The sequence below is a fragment of the Ramlibacter sp. genome (assembly GCF_050250995.1).
In the GTDB taxonomy this organism is placed as follows: Bacteria; Pseudomonadota; Gammaproteobacteria; order Burkholderiales; family Burkholderiaceae_C; genus Ramlibacter.
This window is the reverse complement of sequence record NZ_JBFWNP010000023.1, coordinates 50261-66251: the sequence shown is the minus strand read 5'-3', so window position 1 is coordinate 66251 and position 15991 is coordinate 50261. Positions and strand designations below refer to the sequence as shown.

Annotated in this window: 13 protein-coding genes; 3 read left to right on the top strand and 10 right to left on the bottom strand. The window is 65.3% G+C overall.

Annotation, left to right across the window (positions count from 1 at the left end; all coding sequences use genetic code 11):
• Positions 1 to 7 precede the first annotated feature (7 nt).
• The 4 genes from AB7E83_RS15845 to AB7E83_RS15830 all read right to left on the bottom strand — a co-directional run bounded on the left by AB7E83_RS15845 (position 8) and on the right by AB7E83_RS15830 (position 4435).
• Complete coding sequence (locus tag AB7E83_RS15845; protein ID WP_428571100.1) at positions 8 to 1159, bottom strand: iron-containing alcohol dehydrogenase; 1152 nt, start codon at positions 1157 to 1159, stop codon at positions 8 to 10.
• A gap of 7 nt (positions 1160 to 1166) precedes the next feature.
• Positions 1167 to 2297, bottom strand: a complete 1131-nt coding sequence (locus tag AB7E83_RS15840; RefSeq protein ID WP_428571098.1) for a glycosyl hydrolase — start codon at positions 2295 to 2297, stop codon at positions 1167 to 1169.
• A gap of 107 nt (positions 2298 to 2404) precedes the next feature.
• On the bottom strand, positions 2405 to 3622 hold the full coding sequence (locus AB7E83_RS15835) for a CaiB/BaiF CoA transferase family protein (protein ID WP_428571096.1): 1218 nt from the start codon (positions 3620 to 3622) through the stop codon (positions 2405 to 2407).
• A 36-nt stretch (positions 3623 to 3658) separates the two neighbouring features.
• Positions 3659 to 4435 (bottom strand): enoyl-CoA hydratase/isomerase family protein, encoded by a 777-nt coding sequence (locus AB7E83_RS15830; protein ID WP_428571095.1) that lies wholly within the window; start codon positions 4433 to 4435, stop codon positions 3659 to 3661.
• A gap of 239 nt (positions 4436 to 4674) precedes the next feature.
• Between AB7E83_RS15830 and AB7E83_RS15825 the strand changes: the two genes are divergently transcribed.
• Complete coding sequence (locus tag AB7E83_RS15825; protein ID WP_428571093.1) at positions 4675 to 6306, top strand: flavin-containing monooxygenase; 1632 nt, start codon at positions 4675 to 4677, stop codon at positions 6304 to 6306.
• A 24-nt stretch (positions 6307 to 6330) separates the two neighbouring features.
• On the opposite strand, the gene AB7E83_RS15820 is transcribed toward AB7E83_RS15825, so the two are convergent.
• The gene (locus tag AB7E83_RS15820) at positions 6331 to 7332 is read right to left on the bottom strand and encodes a Bug family tripartite tricarboxylate transporter substrate binding protein (protein ID WP_428571091.1); all 1002 of its coding nucleotides are present in this window, start codon (positions 7330 to 7332) and stop codon (positions 6331 to 6333) included.
• A 134-nt stretch (positions 7333 to 7466) separates the two neighbouring features.
• A complete protein-coding gene (locus AB7E83_RS15815) occupies positions 7467 to 8363 on the bottom strand; it encodes a LysR substrate-binding domain-containing protein (protein WP_428571089.1) in 897 nt (298 codons plus the stop codon).
• A 116-nt stretch (positions 8364 to 8479) separates the two neighbouring features.
• Between AB7E83_RS15815 and AB7E83_RS15810 the strand changes: the two genes are divergently transcribed.
• Entirely contained in the window at positions 8480 to 9361 is an 882-nt protein-coding gene (locus AB7E83_RS15810) for an NAD(P)-dependent oxidoreductase (protein ID WP_428571087.1), read from the top strand.
• A 131-nt stretch (positions 9362 to 9492) separates the two neighbouring features.
• Here the strand turns inward: AB7E83_RS15810 and glyA are convergent, their stop codons facing one another.
• Positions 9493 to 10755, bottom strand: a complete 1263-nt coding sequence (gene glyA, locus AB7E83_RS15805) for a serine hydroxymethyltransferase (protein WP_428571086.1) — start codon at positions 10753 to 10755, stop codon at positions 9493 to 9495.
• A gap of 210 nt (positions 10756 to 10965) precedes the next feature.
• Here glyA and AB7E83_RS15800 point away from each other — a divergent pair, with 210 nt between their 5' ends.
• Positions 10966 to 11979, top strand: coding sequence for a GlxA family transcriptional regulator (locus AB7E83_RS15800; protein ID WP_428571085.1), 1014 nt, complete (start codon positions 10966 to 10968; stop codon positions 11977 to 11979).
• Positions 11980 to 11985: 6 nt separating this feature from the next.
• Here the strand turns inward: AB7E83_RS15800 and AB7E83_RS15795 are convergent, their stop codons facing one another.
• The 3 genes from AB7E83_RS15795 to AB7E83_RS15785 all read right to left on the bottom strand — a co-directional run bounded on the left by AB7E83_RS15795 (position 11986) and on the right by AB7E83_RS15785 (position 15978).
• Complete coding sequence (locus tag AB7E83_RS15795) at positions 11986 to 12594, bottom strand: sarcosine oxidase subunit gamma (RefSeq protein ID WP_428571083.1); 609 nt, start codon at positions 12592 to 12594, stop codon at positions 11986 to 11988.
• Between the two features lie 82 nt (positions 12595 to 12676).
• A complete protein-coding gene (locus AB7E83_RS15790) occupies positions 12677 to 15679 on the bottom strand; it encodes a sarcosine oxidase subunit alpha family protein (RefSeq protein ID WP_428571081.1) in 3003 nt (1000 codons plus the stop codon).
• Positions 15676 to 15978 carry a sarcosine oxidase subunit delta gene (locus AB7E83_RS15785; protein WP_428571079.1) on the bottom strand — a complete coding sequence of 101 codons (303 nt, stop codon included), beginning with the start codon at positions 15976 to 15978 and terminating at the stop codon, positions 15676 to 15678. The genes AB7E83_RS15790 and AB7E83_RS15785 overlap by 4 nt, the downstream gene beginning before the upstream one ends.
• Positions 15979 to 15991 lie beyond the last annotated feature (13 nt).

Here is a 15991-nt window from a genome sequence, read left to right as displayed (position 1 = left end):
GTACGCATCATGTGGATTCTTTCAGCATGGCCACGTAATCGCGCTTCGTCGCGAGCCGGGGATTGGTCTTGTGGCAGTGATCCGCCTCAGCGAGTTCCGCGATCAGGTCATAGCTTGAGGGATCGACATCGAGTTGGCCAAGTCCGCGGGGTAGCCCAAGTTCGCGGCTCATGCGTGCAACTTCGTGCGCGAGCGCTTCCCCCGCGTCGCACGCGATCTCTATGCCCATGGCGCGAGCGAGTCGCTCCATCCGCCTGTCGTCGCGGACACTGGGCGAATCTGCGTTGAAGCGGATGACGGCGGGCAGGAATATGGCATTCAAAGTGCCGTGATGCAGCCGCGGATCGATCCCGCCCAAGGCGTGGCTCAAGCTGTGTACACAACCCAGCCCCTTCTGAAACGCCAGGGCTCCCTGCATCGAGGCGGACATCATGTCGCGGCGTGCCATTGCGTCGCGCGGTTGCGCAACCGCGACGCGGATGCTGCGCCATGCGCGCTCGAGCCCATCGAGCGCGATGCCGTCCGCAGGCGGATTGAATACCGGTGAGAGGAAAGTCTCGATGCAGTGCGCGATGGCGTCCATGCCGGTGGCCGCTGTCAGGAACGGCGGCAAGCCGAACGTGAGCTCGGGGTCGCAGACGGCGGCGCGGGGAACGAGGTACGGCGAAAGGATGCCAACCTTGCGTCCGTCGTCGAGAATCAATACCGCGCCCCGGCCCACTTCGCTGCCAGTTCCCGCGGTGGTCGGAATCGCGAGCACAGGTGCGACGCTTGGCCCGATGCGCGCGGCACCGCCTTCGATGGCAGCGTACTGTTGAAGGCTGCCGCCATGGGTCGCAATCAGCGCAACGCCCTTGGCCAGGTCGATCGACGAACCGCCGCCGAGCGCGATCAGCCCGTCGCAGCGGCCCTCGTGGAAAACCGCGACCGCCTCGCTCACCGCCCGCTCGTTGGGATTCGACTCCGTGCCGTCATACACCTTAGCCGCGACCGCTGCCCCGAGCGTCGCCTCGAGCTTTCCCAGCAGTCCTGCCCGGCGCACGCCTGCGTCGGTGATCACGAGGGGACGTTCGATGCCGAGCCTCGCGCACTCGCCCGGCAAGGTGCCGAGCGCGCCGAAGTCGAACTGGATCGTCGTGATGTAGTTGATGATGGCCATGCGACCGTCAGGCCCTTGCCGTGAGGCTTGCGAGGCACTCCAGCATGAAGTAGTCACCCCAGATCAGTTCATTGGAGACGGCCACCGAATTGCGCGGGTCGAAACAGCCGGCCGTGAGAATGCCGCGCGGCCGCTCGTCGGTCGAAGACGTCGGGGTGAGATAGTCCTGCGCCATCGCGGCGATCGAGCGTCGCGCCGTTTCGTTGTACATCTGAGCGCGTTTCGCGTCGCCGCATACCGGTGCCAGGTGCAGCAATGCGGCGGAGCCGATTGCGGTGCCGGACGTGTCCTTCCACGGCGCGGATTCAGCCGGCGCCGTGAAATCCCAGAATGCGACACCGTCGGCTGGAAGGTGCGCTATCCACCAGTCCGAAACTTGGAGGGCCAAGGATCGCAGCTTTTCGTTGCCGGGATCGTATGCCAGACAGTGGCTATAGCCCAGCATCGCCCACGCCTGCGCCCGCGTCCAGATCGAGCTGTCGGCATAGCCCTTATGGGTATAGCGCCGCGTCACCTGCCTCGTCGCGCGATCGAAGCTCGCGGATTGGATCACGGAGCCATCATCCTGCACGCACAGTTCGGCGTTCCGCAGAGCGTGCTTGCGGGCCACGTCGGCCAAGCTGCCATCGCCTGTCGCGCGGGACGCCCAATACAGCAGCGTCGCGGCGATCATGCCATCGATGTTCGACTCGTCGTCACCCACGGTATGCGCCTCTTCGGCCGCTCGGCCGAGGGGAATCAGACCCGCCGCGGGGTCGAAATCCTTCGCGAGCGAGTACGCGGCACGCACCGCCAACACTCGTGCTGCGGCGTCCGCATGCAAGTCGCTGCCGCGCGCCGCGCCGTAGTAGAAAAGAAAGGCGCGAAAGACTGTATCGGAATCGACACGAGGGTTCAGACGCTGCGACCAGCTGCGAGCTGCCTCGAGTGTGGCTGCATCGCCGGTAAGCGCCGCAGCCTGCCAGAGCTCGCCCACCCAGAAGCCGCCCGTCCAGAATGCGTCGGGCATGACCGTCCACTCGCCGGTGCGAGGCTCCGCATAGTGCGGGAAACCGCTCAGGTCCATTGCACGCGTCCGAGCGATTCGCTCCAGCATGTCCTCCAGCGCGCTGTGCAATGTCTTGGCGGGGCCATTCATGCACGACCTCCTTCAGCGGCGGTCATCTCGATTGTGGATACAGGCACGATTCGCCCGCGGAACGATGTGAGTAGCATGTTGTCGTGTCCTGGAAAACTGCGGCCACGTCAGGCCGGAACCGTCGCGGGGAGGTATCCCGCTTCGATGACGACGCCTCGCGCCTTGAGGTCTTCGATGCGGGCTGCGTCGTAGCCGAGCTCCAAAAGGATGGCGGTGCTCTGCGCGCCGATCGGCTGTGGCGGCACCCGCACCGCCGGCGATTGGCCGTCGTACTTGATCGGGTGCGCCACGAGTGTCACGGGCGCACCGGTGGCGCCGGCCTGCGTCACGAAGGTGCCGTTGTGCCGCACCTGCGGATCGTTGCGCACCGCTTCGTAGTCGTTGACGGCGGTGTGCCAGATGTCGTGAGCCTGGAGGACTTCGATGCATGAAGCGAGCGATCGGCTCGCAACCGCGCTCGCGACCAGCGGGATGATCTGCTCTCGCTTCTCGTAGGCATCGGCCTCCTTGAACCGGGCCAGCTCGGGGACCTGCAGCGCGGCGGCCAGAGTCTCGAGCTTGGTCAGAGAAATTGCGATGTGCGCGTCGGCGGTGGCGTAAATCCCGTAAGGCGCCTCGAAATACCAACCGCCGCTGTAGCGCGAGGGCGACACGGACGCCGGCCTTTCCCCGTTCAGATAGCAGGTGAAGGATTCCTGCTGCAAATCGATGGCGGCTGAAAGCAAGTTCACATCGACCTTGCAACCCGCCCCTGTCTTCGCTCGACGAAAGAGCGCGGCCAGCACGCCCATCGCCAGCAGGCTCGCGGCGTGATGGTCGACGATCGACACCCCCACGGGTCGCGGGCCGAGGCCGCCGCCGCCCGTGATGGCGGCCAAGCCCGACATCGCCTGCACCAGAAGGTCCTGCCCGGGGCGCTCCACGTAAGGGCCGCTTGCGCCAAAGCCCGACGCCGATGCGTAGATGACGGACGGGTTGACCATCGCGACCGACTCGTAGCCCAGCCCAAACTTGTCCATGACACCGGGGCGATAGTTCTCGCAAACGACGTCGACTTCGGCGGTCAGTCGACGTGCGATCTCCAGGCCGTCTGACGACTTGAGGTCGATTGCAATGCTTCGCTTGTTGCGGTTGCCGAGCAGGAAAAGCATCGTCTGCCCATCGATGCTCTTGGAGCCGACGCCCCCCCATTTGCGCTGGAACGCGCCGTCGGGCGGCTCGACCGCGATCACGTCGGCACCAAGATCGCCAAGGATCTGCATGCCGACCGGACCGAACAAGAAATGGTTGAAGCTCGCAACCCGGATTCCCTTGAGAAGTTCCATCTGTATCCCGTAGCTGGTAAATGAGTGCCGCGCCGCTCAACGGCCGTCGAACATGGGCTCGCGCTTCTCGATGAAGGCGCGCATGCCTTCCTTCTGATCCTTAGTCGTAAAGGCGAATGCGAGCAGGCGCCGCTCGTACACAAGGCCGGCCGAGAGCGGCATGGCGTCCACCGCCCTGACGGCATCCTTGGCAAGGCGAAGGGACACTGGCGGCTTGGAAGCGATCACCTGGGCAATGTCGAACGCCCTTTCGTAGAGTTGCTCCGCAGGGTGAATTTCCGTGACGAGCCCCGCGCGCAGCGCGGCGTGGGCATCGATGGGCTGGCCACTCAGGATCATCTGCATCGCCAGTCCACGGCCAACCAGACGGGTCAATCGCTGGGTCGCGCCGTCGCCAGGAAATATGCCGATGTTGATTTCTGGCTGTCCAAAACGCGCATCATCCGCAGCGAGAATGAAGTCGGCAAGCATCGCCAGTTCGTTGCCGCCGCCAAATGCATATCCGCGCACGGCTGCGATCAGCGGCTTGGGGCAGTTCTCGATCGTCGACCAGCCGACGGCCCGCTCTGGCACTTCGAGCGCGTCCATGCCGTTCGCGGACATTTCCTTGATGTCGGCGCCGGCGGAGAAGGTCCTACCGTCGCCGGTCATGACGATGCAGCGCACGGCCGGGTCTCTTACGGCTTCCGCGACGCATTCGCCGAGTTGGGCAATCAGTGCGCCACTGAGCGCATTGCGAGCGCTGCTGCGATTGAGCGCGAGGTGCGCGACCCCATCGCGCGGCCGCGCCACAGAGACGATTTCCATGCTCATGCAGTCTCCTAGCAAATGTGTTCTTGCGGCGGAGAATAGGAGAGGCTTAAGGTGCCGTCCAATATATTATTACGGCGGCTTTTAGCCACTTCTGGATATCGATCATCAATCCACGGCCCGGGCATCGAAATCATATTTCAGCGATATGAGTTGGGGTTTCTCAATATATTGGACACTCATCGCCACCGCATCTACCATGCGCCGCAACCGGAGCCTCTTCGCGCCCGGCAGGAGATGAGATGCAGTTCGAACCCCGCAGCGCGGCCCCCCACTTCGACGTCATAACCATCGGCGCCGGCTTCGCGGGATTGCACATGCTGCATACCGCCCGCAGCATGGGGCTGTCCGTGCGCGTGTATGAGGCCGCCGACGATGTGGGCGGCGTCTGGTACTGGAACCGATATCCAGGAGCGCGCTGCGATGTCGAGAGCCTGCAGTACTCCTATTCGTTCGACAACGATCTCGAACAGGAGTGGGTCTGGACCGAGAGGTACGCGGCCCAGCCGGAAATCCTTAGGTACATCGAACACGTTGCCCATCGCTTCGACCTGCGCCGCGATATTTGCTTTCGCTCTCGCGTCAAGCAGGCCTCGTACAGCGAGTCGCGCCAGCGTTGGGAAGTGGAGACTGAGTCGGGCGATCGCGCAACCTGTCGTTACCTGGTGATGGCGACCGGAGCACTCTCGATGCCGCGTCTGCCGGACATTCCAGGCATGGAGAGCTTCGAAGGACGCATCTATCACACCGGTGCGTGGCCGCACGAAAGCGTCGACTTCACTGGCTCGAGGGTAGGCGTAATCGGCACCGGCTCGTCCGGCATCCAGGCGATCCCGCAGATTGCCCGGCAAGCCGAACGGCTCGTTGTGTTCCAGCGCACCGCCAACTATTCGGTTCCCGCGAAGAACGCGCCGCTCGAACCGGAGGCCGAACGCGCCTTTAAGGCCAAGTACCGGGAGTACCGCGCGCTGGCCCGGGAGGTGGGCACGGTCTATGAATTCAGTGACAAGTCGGCCCGCGAGGTGAGCGACGCGGACCGCCTGCGTGAGTACGAGCGGCGCTGGCAACGTGGCGGCGTGAACATCGTCCACGCGTACAACGATCTGATGCGCGACAAAGCGTCAAACGACACCATAGCCGAATTCGTGCGCAGCAAGATCCGCGAAATCGTGAAAGACCCCGAGACGGCCGATTCGTTGACCCCCAAGGACCATCCTCTGGGTACCAAGCGGGTGTGCGTGGACATCGGGTACTACGAAACATTCAACCGGGACAACGTCGCTCTCGTGGACCTGAAGAAGACGCCGATCACCCACGTCGGACCAACGGGCGTGCAAGTGGGAGAAAGTTGGCACGAACTCGACGCGCTCGTTTGCGCGACGGGTTACGACGCGCTCACAGGCGCGCTGCTTGCGATCGACGTGCGCGGTCGCGGTGGGCTGCAGTTGCGTCGCAAATGGGCCGACGGCCCTCGCACCTACCTCGGCCTCATGACCGCGGGTTTTCCGAACCTGTTCGTGATCACCGGGCCGGGCAGCCCCTCGGTGCTTGTCAATGTGATCGTCGGAATCGAGCACCACGTAGAGTGGATTGCCGAATGCATAGGCTGGTTGCGCAGGCACGGACATACCACGATCGAAGCGACGCGCGATGCGGAGGACCGCTGGGTCCAGCACGTGAATGCCGCGGCCGAACGGACCCTCTACCCGATGGCGAACTCCTGGTTCCTCGGCGCCAACATTCCCGGCAAGCCGCGCGTGTTCATGCCCTACGTCGCAAAAATCGGGGTCTATCGGCGGGAGTGCCAGGAAATCGCGGATGCGGGATACGTAGGCTTCGACATCCGACCGGCGCAGCCGGGCGACTCGAGATAGAACCGCCCGTCGGTCCCGGGCGGCTCAAATCTTGATGCTGCGTTCGCGAATCAACTTGCCCCAGGCCGCGCGATCCGCGGCCAGCCATTTCTCAAACTCTTCGAGCGAACCCGTGCCAACGTCCGAGCCCCCGTCGGCGAAGAACTTCAGGAACTCGGGCCGATTGATGATCTGAGCGATGTCCCGGTGAATTGCCTGCTGAACGGCGCGGGGCGTGCGCGAGGATGTTGCGACGCCGCCAACGAGAATGCTGTTGAAGCCGGGGAAGCCCTCGTCCGCGAAGGTAGGAACGTCGGGCAGCAGAGGGGTGCGAGACGCCCCGCCCGTCGCGACCGCACGGGCCTGATGGGCCTTTATTCGCGGCAGTGCCGTGGGAATGGCTTCGAATGCCGCATCGATCTCGCCACTGATCAACGCGAGTGCAGCGGGGCCCGCGCCCTTGTACGGGACATGCACCGCCTGGATGCCTGCCGCCGAACAGAATGCTTCCAATGCCAGGTGCGAGGTGGCGCCAGGTCCGCCGGATCCGAAATTCAGCACGCCAGGTTTGGCCTTGGCGTAAGCGACCAGGTCTTTCACCGAACGGAAGCCGCTTTTGTTGCTGACCATCAAAAGGTTCACGGTGTCGTACACGCGAGCGACCGGCGCAAGGTCCTTTTCCGCATTGAGTCCGGCTCCAGGAATCAGCCACGGATTCAACGTGAGAATGGCGTGCGCGAAGAATAGTAGTGTGTGGCCATCGGGCTCCGCCCGCGCGACCGCCTGCGCGCCAACATTCCCCGACGCCCCCGCGATATTCTCCACGACCACCGGCTGGTTCCATTGGCGCGACAGGGCATCGGCCAAGCGCCTGCCTACGACGTCCGAGTTGCCTCCAGGCTGATAGGGAACCACGATGCGGACAGAACGGGTGGGGAAAGCCTGCGCATGCGAAGGCGCGGAGAACAGGCCGAGGCCCGCAACTGTCGCGGCGACGGCCTTGACGGCCCGGCGGCGATCGGCCAAAAGAAGCGATTTCGGATGCATGGAATCTCCTGAAGTTGGGTGCGCGCATGACTGCTGCGTCGCCTTGCACTCTGTTCTTGCGGCTGAGAATAGGAGGGCGAGAAAGGGCCGTCCAATATATTGTTCTGGCGTCATTTATCTGATTCCGATATCGATCACTTCACCAACTGCCTTACGACTTGCATGGCCGTTTCGACGAAGCTGGTCAGGAGCAGCGATTCCTTGCGCTGTTGCCATCCAAGCAAAACGTTGATGGTTGGCGGCCGCGATCCGCCGATGGGGCGATAGACGACATCCTGCATTGCCATACGCTGCACGGTCGAAGGCACAAGTGCGAGACCGGCACCGAAGCTGACGAGGCCCAAACAAGTCGAGATCTGAACCACTTCGACCGCGACCTTCGGCGCAACTTTGGCGACAGCGAACATCCGGCTGATGGCCGCGTGAAGGTCAGGCGCCATGTGCGGCACGAACATGACGAACCGCTCCTGGGCGCAGTCCTTTACCGACAATCGTTGCTTCGCCGCGAGCGGATGGGACGCCGGAAGCGCCAGCACGAGGGGCTCGCGCATCAGCAACTGATGGCTCATGTCGGCCTGCCCGCCAATTTCGCGCATGAACGCGACATCAATGTCGCCGCGACGAAGGGCATCGGCCTGCTCGACAACGGGGAACCAGCGCAGTTCGACGTCGACACCGGGAAAGCGCTTGCGATAGGCTCGGTAGATTGGCGGGAGCAGCGAGTAGGACATGTGTTCGAAAAATCCGACCGCGATGCGGCCGGCTTCGCCTCGGCCGGCACGCTGCGCCTCGAGCGCCGCTGTGTGCGTCATCTGCATGATCTGTTTTGCATGCACGAGAAAGGCACTGCCCGCCTCTGTCAGCTCCACGCGGCGCTTGGTTCGCCGAAACAGTTTCACTCCCAGGTCATCTTCGAGCAGCTTGATCTGCTGGCTGAGCGGAGGTTGGGCGATATGAAGAGTTTCGGCGGCGCGGGTGAAGCTGAGTTCGCTGGCCACGGCGATGAAATACCGGAGGTGACGCAAGTTCATGTTCATACATCCTCAGATATCAGTGGTGAATCTTTAATCTATTAGACACACATCGATGCGGCGTCTACGATGCATCGAAACGGTCACGGAATTGGCGAACTGACGAAAGGGAGCCCATGTCACTGCGCATCGGATTTCTAGGGGCCGGCAACATGGCCCATGGCATGGTGCGGCGGTTGCTGGAATCCGGCCATGCAGTCAGCATCTACAACCGAACGCGCTCGAAGGCACTGGCTCTGCGCGACCTGGGTGCCGTGGTCGCCGCTAGCCCGCGCGAAGCCGCGACGGACGCGGATGCAGTGATCGCCATGGTCGGCGACGACGAAGCGGCCCGGTCCGTCTGGCTCGGCGAAGCGGGTGCGCTGGGTGCGCGCGCCAAGCCCGGCGCGTGGGCCATCGATTGCTCTACGCTGTCGATCGACTGGGTCAATGCGTTTAGCCGCAATGCGCGGCAGCACGGTTGGCGACCGATCGATTGTCCGGTAACGGGGCAGCCCGCGAACGCCGCGCGCGGCGAACTGCGGCTGCTGGTCGGCGCGGACGTAAGCGACCTTGAGGCAGCGCGACCTCTGCTCTCTCTGTTCGCCAAGGATGTCGTCCACTTCGGCGCCCACGGAGCCGGGACGCAGTTCAAGCTGATACTGAACCTGCTGGGCGCTGTTCAGATCGCGGGGGCTGCAGAAGCGCTGGCCATGGCGCGCGCTACCGGGCTCGATATGGACAAGGTCCTGCACGTCCTGTCGGATGGGGTGGCGAGCGCCCCGCAGGTCGTACGCGTTGCAAAGAACATCGTTGCCGATGATCACGAGCACAACATCATCTTCTCCGCCCGGTGGCGTTTGAAGGACATACGATATGGCGTCGAACTCGCGCAGCGACTCCAAAGCGCCGTACCGCTTGGCGCGGTGGCGCGATCCCTCTTCGACAAGGTCGTTGCGGCCGGTCTGGGCGAGTGCAACGAAAGCGTTGTGGTCCGAGCTTTCGACGGTGAAGCTTGAGCCGACGTATTGAACGCACCGTCATGAACTGTCCCGCCGCATGGCGCGCGCCGAGGCGCGGGCAGTCCGCGCGCGGATTCAAACACTTCTAGCTCCAAGCATCATTGCAGTCCGCGATCAGCGACCGAACGCTACGCGCGGTACACCGGGAATTCCCGAGTCAGTATTGCAACTTCGCGTGTAACGCGTGCTAGCGCCGCCGCATCGTCCGGCGCGTCGAGCAGGTCGGCGATAAAGCCGGCCACGAGGCGGCTCTCCGCTTCCTTGAAGCCACGCGTCGTCATTGCGGGGGAACCGAGGCGGATGCCGCTGGTGACCATGGGCTTCTCGGGATCGTTGGGGATCGCGTTCTTGTTCACGGTGATGCCGGCCCGTCCCAGCAACTGCTCGGCCACCTTGCCGGTGCAGCCCTTGGCACGCAGGTCCACCAGCATCACGTGGCTTTCGGTTCGGCCGCTCACGATGCGCAGACCCCGCGCGACCAGCTCGTCGGCCAAGGCCGCCGCGTTCGCGACGACCTGCTGCTGGTAGGCCTTGAACGTCGGATCGAGGGCCTCCTTGAACGCGACGGCCTTCGCGGCGATCACGTGCATCAACGGACCGCCTTGCAGGCCGGGGAACACGGCGCTGTTGATCGCCTTCTCGTGCTCGGGCCGCGCGAGGATGATGCCGCCGCGCGGGCCGCGCAGGCTCTTGTGCGTCGTACTCGTGACCACGTCGGCGTGCGGGATCGGGTTGGGGTACACGCCGGCGGCGATCAGGCCGGCATAGTGCGCCATGTCCACCATGAAGATCGCGCCGACTTCGCGGGCGACGCGCGCGAAACGCTCGAAGTCGATGCGCAGCGAGTAGGCGGAGGCGCCGGCGATGACGATCTTCGGCCTGCATTCCCGGGCCTTGCGCTCCATTGCCTCGTAGTCGATCTCTTCCTTGGCATCGAGCCCGTAGCTGACCGCATTGAACCATTTGCCGCTCATGTTGAATGCCATGCCGTGGCTCAGATGGCCCCCGTCCGCGAGGCTCATCCCGAGGAACGTGTCGCCGGGCTTCATGAAAGCCATGAACACCGCTTCGTTCGCCTGCGCGCCCGAATGCGGTTGCACATTGCCAACCCATCCATGCGTGTCGGCCCCGAACAACGCCTTCACTCGGTCCAGCGCGAGCTGCTCGGCAAGATCCACGTACTCGCAGCCGCCGTAGTAGCGGCGGCCGGGGTAGCCCTCGGCGTACTTGTTGGTGAGCTGGCTGCCCTGGGCCGCCATGACAGCGGGCGAGGTGTAGTTCTCGCTCGCGATCAGCTCGATGTGGTGTTCCTGGCGCTGGTGCTCCTGCTGCACCACCGTCCAGAGGTCGGGATCGACCTGCTTGAGTGTCTGTGTGCCATAGCTGAACATGCTGCGCTCCTGTCTTGATCGATGGGCAGGGATGGTGCGGCTTTCGCCGCCATGGCATGGCGCACGACGCGACAACTGCCTGCCAGCTTGCGACGCGGCACGCCGCAATCCTGCGCGGATTCCGTCACATCCTTGCCAAAAAGCGACAATGTCGTTGAGCCCTCCGGGTGCTCCCCTTAGAGTTGCCGTACCCACTCCTCGCGCCGCACGATGAACGTCCCCCGCACCCGGTCCCGCATCGAAGCACGCGCGCGCAGCGAGCCGCGGCTGCGGGTCGGCTTCCTGCTGGCGTCGCGTTTCACGCTGGTGGCCTTCGCCGGCTTCGTCGATGCATTGAGGCTGGCCGCGGACGAAGGCGACCGCAGCCGGCAATTGCTGTGCACCTGGAAGATCCTGGGCGATACGGACATGCCGGTCGCTTCGAGTTGCGGCGCATCGGTGCGGCCCGACACGCCGCTGGAGCGGCCGGAGGCCTACAACTACATCGTGGTCGTCGGCGGCCTGCTGCACGGTGGGCAGGTCGTTCCCGCGAAGACCTACAGGTTCCTGCGCGAAGCCGCGGCGCGCGACGTGAACATCGTCGGACTTTGCACCGGCTCCTTTGTCCTGGCTCGAGCCGGCTTGATGGATGGCTACCTCGCCTGCGTGAGCTGGTTCCACCGCGAGGAGTTCGTCGGCGAGTTCCCGACCTGCCGCGTCACGTCCAACCAAATGTTCGTGTCGGATCGCGACCGGCTCACCTGTGCGGGCGGCACCAGCGTCGTGCACTTGGCGGCTTACGTGATCGAGCGCGCCCTCGGCCGCGCCAGCGCCGTCAAGGCGCTGCGCATTATGCTGGAGGAGCAACCCCTGCCCTCGCGCATGCTGCAGCCGGAAGAGGTCGTGTCCGACCGCTCGCACGACTCGGTCGTGCACAAGGCGATGCTACTGCTGGAGCAGCAGCTACAATCGCAGACGCCGATCGACGAGATCTGCAAGCCCCTGGGCATCGGGCGCAGGCAGCTAGAGCGCCGCTTCCAGAAGGACGTGGGCCTGAGTCCCGCGGAGTATCGCCACAAGCTGCGCATGAACCGCGCCAAGTGGCTGCTGCAGAACACCGACCTCGACGTGCTGGAGATCGGACTGGAATGCGGGTTCCAGAACGGCGCGCACTTCTCGCGAACGGTGCGCCAGGCGCTCGGCGTGACGCCGACCGCGCTGCGCGCGAGGGCGCAGACTGCCTGATCCTCGCTACGCGGGGCCGGCGGCGCGAGCCGCCGCTGGCGCAGGGGCAGTCACCCGTTCGAGCAGCAGTTCGGAGAACAAGCCGTCGGGGACGGCCTGCGCCTCGACCGCCGCCAGCCCGTACGGACGCGACGCGCGTTCGACGAGATCCCATACGTACTGGGCGAAGCTTCGGCGGAACAGCAGCGTCACCGCATCTTCGCCCGTGCGCACGATGGTGTAAGCGGTCTTGCCGATCACGGTCGACGCGCTAGTCCGGACCCCGAGACCGTCGATATCGAAGGGCGACAGATGACGCAGCACGCGCGACCAGTCGCGGCCGCGCAGATGCAGCGCCGTGAAGCCGCCGCTGTTGTCCACGACCTGGGCGAAGCAGTCCTTCAGCGCGTCGCGCAACTCGGCGACGGTCGCATCCCGCTCGCCGCGCGTACACGCCAGCCACCACTCGTCCGGCGATTGCCAGAGCACGACACCCGCACGGCAGACGGCGATCGCTCCCGACGCGGCGGGCAGGTTCCCTCCGAGAGCTGCCTGTGCCGCGTCCACGAAGCGGGCGTCATCGGCTTTGCCGCGGATGACGACGTGGCCGAGGTTCGGGTATTCCGCCGCCTGCATCGCGAAGACGCCGTCGGCGGGCTGGCCCGGTCGGACATGCTGCAGCGGAGAAACCAGGCTCGGCCGCGAAGAAGAACGGGGATCAACCATGGTGGCGTTCGCCTTTCGGGTCGATGAAAACGGAGGAGACCACTTTGACCGGCGTGACCTTGCCGCGGGCGTAGGCGTACAGGCGCTGCCCCTCGCGTCCGGCGCCGCCGCGTACCACGGCCATCGCGAAGGAGCGGCCGAGTTCGGTACTGCGATAACTGCTGGTGACATGGCCCAGCATGGGCGCGGGCGCGGCGTGGCCGGGCTCCTCGACGACCTGCGCCCCCTCGGCAAGAACGTGGTTCGGGTCGTCGGGCAGCAGGCCGACCAGTTGCTTGCGGTCGTCGCCCGCAGTGTTGCTGCGCGCGAGCGAGCGCTTGCCGAGGAACGCGTACTTCTTCTTCTGCGAGACCGCCCAGCCCATGCCCAGGTCCATCGGCGTCACGGAGCCGTCCGTGTCCTGCCCGACGATGATGAAACCCTTCTCCGCGCGCAGCACGTGCATGGTCTCGGTGCCGTAAGGCGTGATGTCGTGATCCTTGCCGGCTTCCATCACCGCTTCCCACAGTGCTTCGCCGTAGCCGGCCTCGACGTTCACTTCGAAGGCGAGTTCGCCGGAGAAACTGATGCGGAACACGCGCGCGGAAAGTCCCGCGACGGTGGCGCTGCGCCAGTCCATGAACGGGAAGGCTGCAGGCGACAAATCGACGTCGGACGTGAGCCGGGCCAGCACCTCGCGCGATCGGGGTCCGACGATCGCGACGGTCGACCAGTGGTCGGTGACGGACGTCATCCACACCTTGAGCTCCGGCCATTCGGTCTGGTGCCAGCGCTCCAGCCAGTTCATGACGCGGGCGGCGCCGCCGGTCGTGGTCGTCATGTAGAACTGGTTGTCGGAGATGCAGGCGGTGACGCCGTCGTCCATCACCATGCCGTTCTCGTCGAGCATCAGTCCGTATCGGCACTTGCCTGGCGCGAGCTGGCTCCACGCATTCGTGTAGACGCGGTTGAGGAATTCCCGCGCGTCGGGGCCGTCGATCTGGATCTTGCCCAGTGTCGACGCGTCCATCATCGCGACGCCGGTGCGCGCGGCCATGCACTCGCGACGAACCGCGGCGTGCATGTCCTCGCCCGGTTTCGGGAAATACCACGGACGCATCCACTGGCCCACGTGCTCCAGGTCCGCATTGCGCCGCGCGTGGCTCGGATGGATGGACGTCAGCCGCGTCGGCTCGAAGGTCGCGCCCCCCATGTTGCCCGCCAGCGCGCCCAGCGACACCGGCGTGTATGCGGGACGGTAGGTCGTCGTGCCGACCTGTCCGACGGGAATGCCGAGCGTGCGCGCCGTGATCGCCACGCCGTTCACGTTGGACAGCTTGCCCTGGTCGGTGCCGAAGCCCATCGCCGTGAAGCGCTTCACGTGCTCGATGTGCTGCCAGTTCTCGCGGATCGACAGTTCGATGTCGGCCGCGGTCACGTCGTTCTGGTAGTCGATGAAAGCCTTGGCGCCCGTCCCCTCGTCCTTGCCGTCGGGAATGCGGAACAGGTGGCGCGGATCCTGGCGTTGCGCATCGGCGCACGATGGCGCCCGCAGCGACGGATCGCGGCCCAGCGCGGCCAGGACCGTGCGCATCGCCTGCGTCGTCTGCTCCAGAGCCGCCTCCATCCCGAACGCGCCGGTCACGGCACCCACGCACGCGACGCCGCGCCGGCCTTCCGCGGGCACGACGAAGGCGGCGATATCGTCGCGCCACGTGGGACGGCTGCCATCGTGGCAGAACAGGTGCACGGTCGGCGACAGGCCACCCGAGCTGAGCACGGCGTCGCAACGCAACTCGGGGCCCGAACCCGCAAGTGCATCGTGGCCTTCGTGGATGCGCGCCAGGCGCACGCCGCGGACCGCGTTCGAGCCGAGCGCCTGCGCCACCACGTGGCCCTGGTAGACCTCGACGCCAGACTGCAGGTTGCGCACCACCGACATCGGGCGCGGATCGGCGACGGCCACTTTCGCTCCGGCCTTCGCGAGCGCATTCGCACAGTCGTAGATCGCGTCGCCCGTGCCGGTGACCACCACGTCCTGGCCGACGAGAACGCCGTAACGCTGCAGGTACGTTTGCCCCGCCGACACAGTCATCACGCCGGGCAGGTCGTTGTTGCCGAACACCAGCGGGCGCTCGATCGCGCCCGTGGCCAGTACGACGTGGCTCGCGCGGAACTTGTGCTGCCTCTGGCGCGGAATGCGCTTGTCGCGCGCGGCGGGCGACAGGTGATCCTGCAGCAGTTCCACCGCCAGCAGCAGATTGTCCTGGTACAGGCCGAAGGCCGTGGTGCGCCGCAGGCAGGTCACGTTGGGCAGCAGCGCGAGCGCCGCCTCGACCCAGCGGATGTGCGCTGCGGCGTCGCGCCCGTCGATGCGCGCGTCGGGATCGGACAGCAGCCAGCCGCCGAACTCGGGCTGCTCATCGAGCAGGATGGTCTTCAGGCCCGCCTGTCCGGCCTGCAGCGCCGCAAGCAGCCCGGCGGCGCCCGCGCCGACGACGACGACGTCGACGTGGTGATGCAGGTGGTCATAGTGCTCGGGGTCGGCCTGGGTGGGCGCGCTGCCGAAGCCGGCGAACTTGCGAATCATGGCTTCGTAGCCCGGCCAGAAGCTTCGCGGCCACTTGAAGGTCTTGCTGTAGAAGCCGGCTGGCATGAAGCGCGAGCCAATGCCGAGCACCGCCTTCAGGTCGAAGTCGAGCGAGGGCCAGCCGGAGGTCGAGGTCGCCTTCAGCCCTGCGTAGAGCTCCGCTTGCGTCGCCTTGACGTTGGGCACCGTGTACGCGCCCTCTTCCAGCTGCACCAACGCGTTCGGCTCCTCGGCCCCGGCCGCGACGATGCCGCGCGGACGGCCGTACTTGAAGCTGCGCGCGATGCGCTGCCAACCGTTGGCCAGCAGCGCGGACGCGAGCGTGTCGCCGGCGAAGCCATGGCAAGTCCTGCCGTCGAACGTGAACGTGAGCGGGCGGGCGCGGTCGATGCGCGCGCCCGGAATGTCGATGCGGGTGGCCGTCATGCTTGCTCTCCGATTTCCATGTCGAACAACGGCCTGGCCTGAGCCAGCGTCAGGCATCGGTCGACTTCATACGTGCCGGTATGGCGCCGCACGGCAAAAACCTTCCGGCAGGCGGCGGTGTGCTGCCACTGCTCCCAGAGCCATCCCTTGGGATTGCGGCGCATGAACAGGTAGTCGCCCCAGGCGCGGTCATCCACGCTATCGGACTCGGCCGGGCGCGGGATGAACGCTTCGCCCGCGTAGCTGAATTCCTCTTCCTCGCGCGTCTGCCCGCAGTGGGGGCAATGCAGTGTGAGCATGTGGGGGCCCCCG

Excerpts from the sequence above, each read along its gene's own strand:
- AB7E83_RS15845 (WP_428571100.1), bottom strand. The coding sequence starts at position 1,159 with ATGGCCATCATCAACTACATCACGACGATCCAGTTCGACTTCGGCGCG.
- AB7E83_RS15840 (WP_428571098.1), bottom strand. The coding sequence starts at position 2,297 with ATGAATGGCCCCGCCAAGACATTGCACAGCGCGCTGGAGGACATGCTG.
- AB7E83_RS15835 (WP_428571096.1), bottom strand. The coding sequence starts at position 3,622 with ATGGAACTTCTCAAGGGAATCCGGGTTGCGAGCTTCAACCATTTCTTG.
- AB7E83_RS15830 (WP_428571095.1), bottom strand. The coding sequence starts at position 4,435 with ATGAGCATGGAAATCGTCTCTGTGGCGCGGCCGCGCGATGGGGTCGCG.
- AB7E83_RS15825 (WP_428571093.1), top strand. The coding sequence starts at position 4,675 with ATGCAGTTCGAACCCCGCAGCGCGGCCCCCCACTTCGACGTCATAACC.
- AB7E83_RS15820 (WP_428571091.1), bottom strand. The coding sequence starts at position 7,332 with ATGCATCCGAAATCGCTTCTTTTGGCCGATCGCCGCCGGGCCGTCAAG.
- AB7E83_RS15815 (WP_428571089.1), bottom strand. The coding sequence starts at position 8,363 with ATGAACTTGCGTCACCTCCGGTATTTCATCGCCGTGGCCAGCGAACTC.
- AB7E83_RS15810 (WP_428571087.1), top strand. The coding sequence starts at position 8,480 with ATGTCACTGCGCATCGGATTTCTAGGGGCCGGCAACATGGCCCATGGC.
- glyA (WP_428571086.1), bottom strand. The coding sequence starts at position 10,755 with ATGTTCAGCTATGGCACACAGACACTCAAGCAGGTCGATCCCGACCTC.
- AB7E83_RS15800 (WP_428571085.1), top strand. The coding sequence starts at position 10,966 with ATGAACGTCCCCCGCACCCGGTCCCGCATCGAAGCACGCGCGCGCAGC.
- AB7E83_RS15795 (WP_428571083.1), bottom strand. The coding sequence starts at position 12,594 with ATGCAGGCGGCGGAATACCCGAACCTCGGCCACGTCGTCATCCGCGGC.
- AB7E83_RS15790 (WP_428571081.1), bottom strand. The coding sequence starts at position 15,679 with ATGACGGCCACCCGCATCGACATTCCGGGCGCGCGCATCGACCGCGCC.
- AB7E83_RS15785 (WP_428571079.1), bottom strand. The coding sequence starts at position 15,978 with ATGCTCACACTGCATTGCCCCCACTGCGGGCAGACGCGCGAGGAAGAG.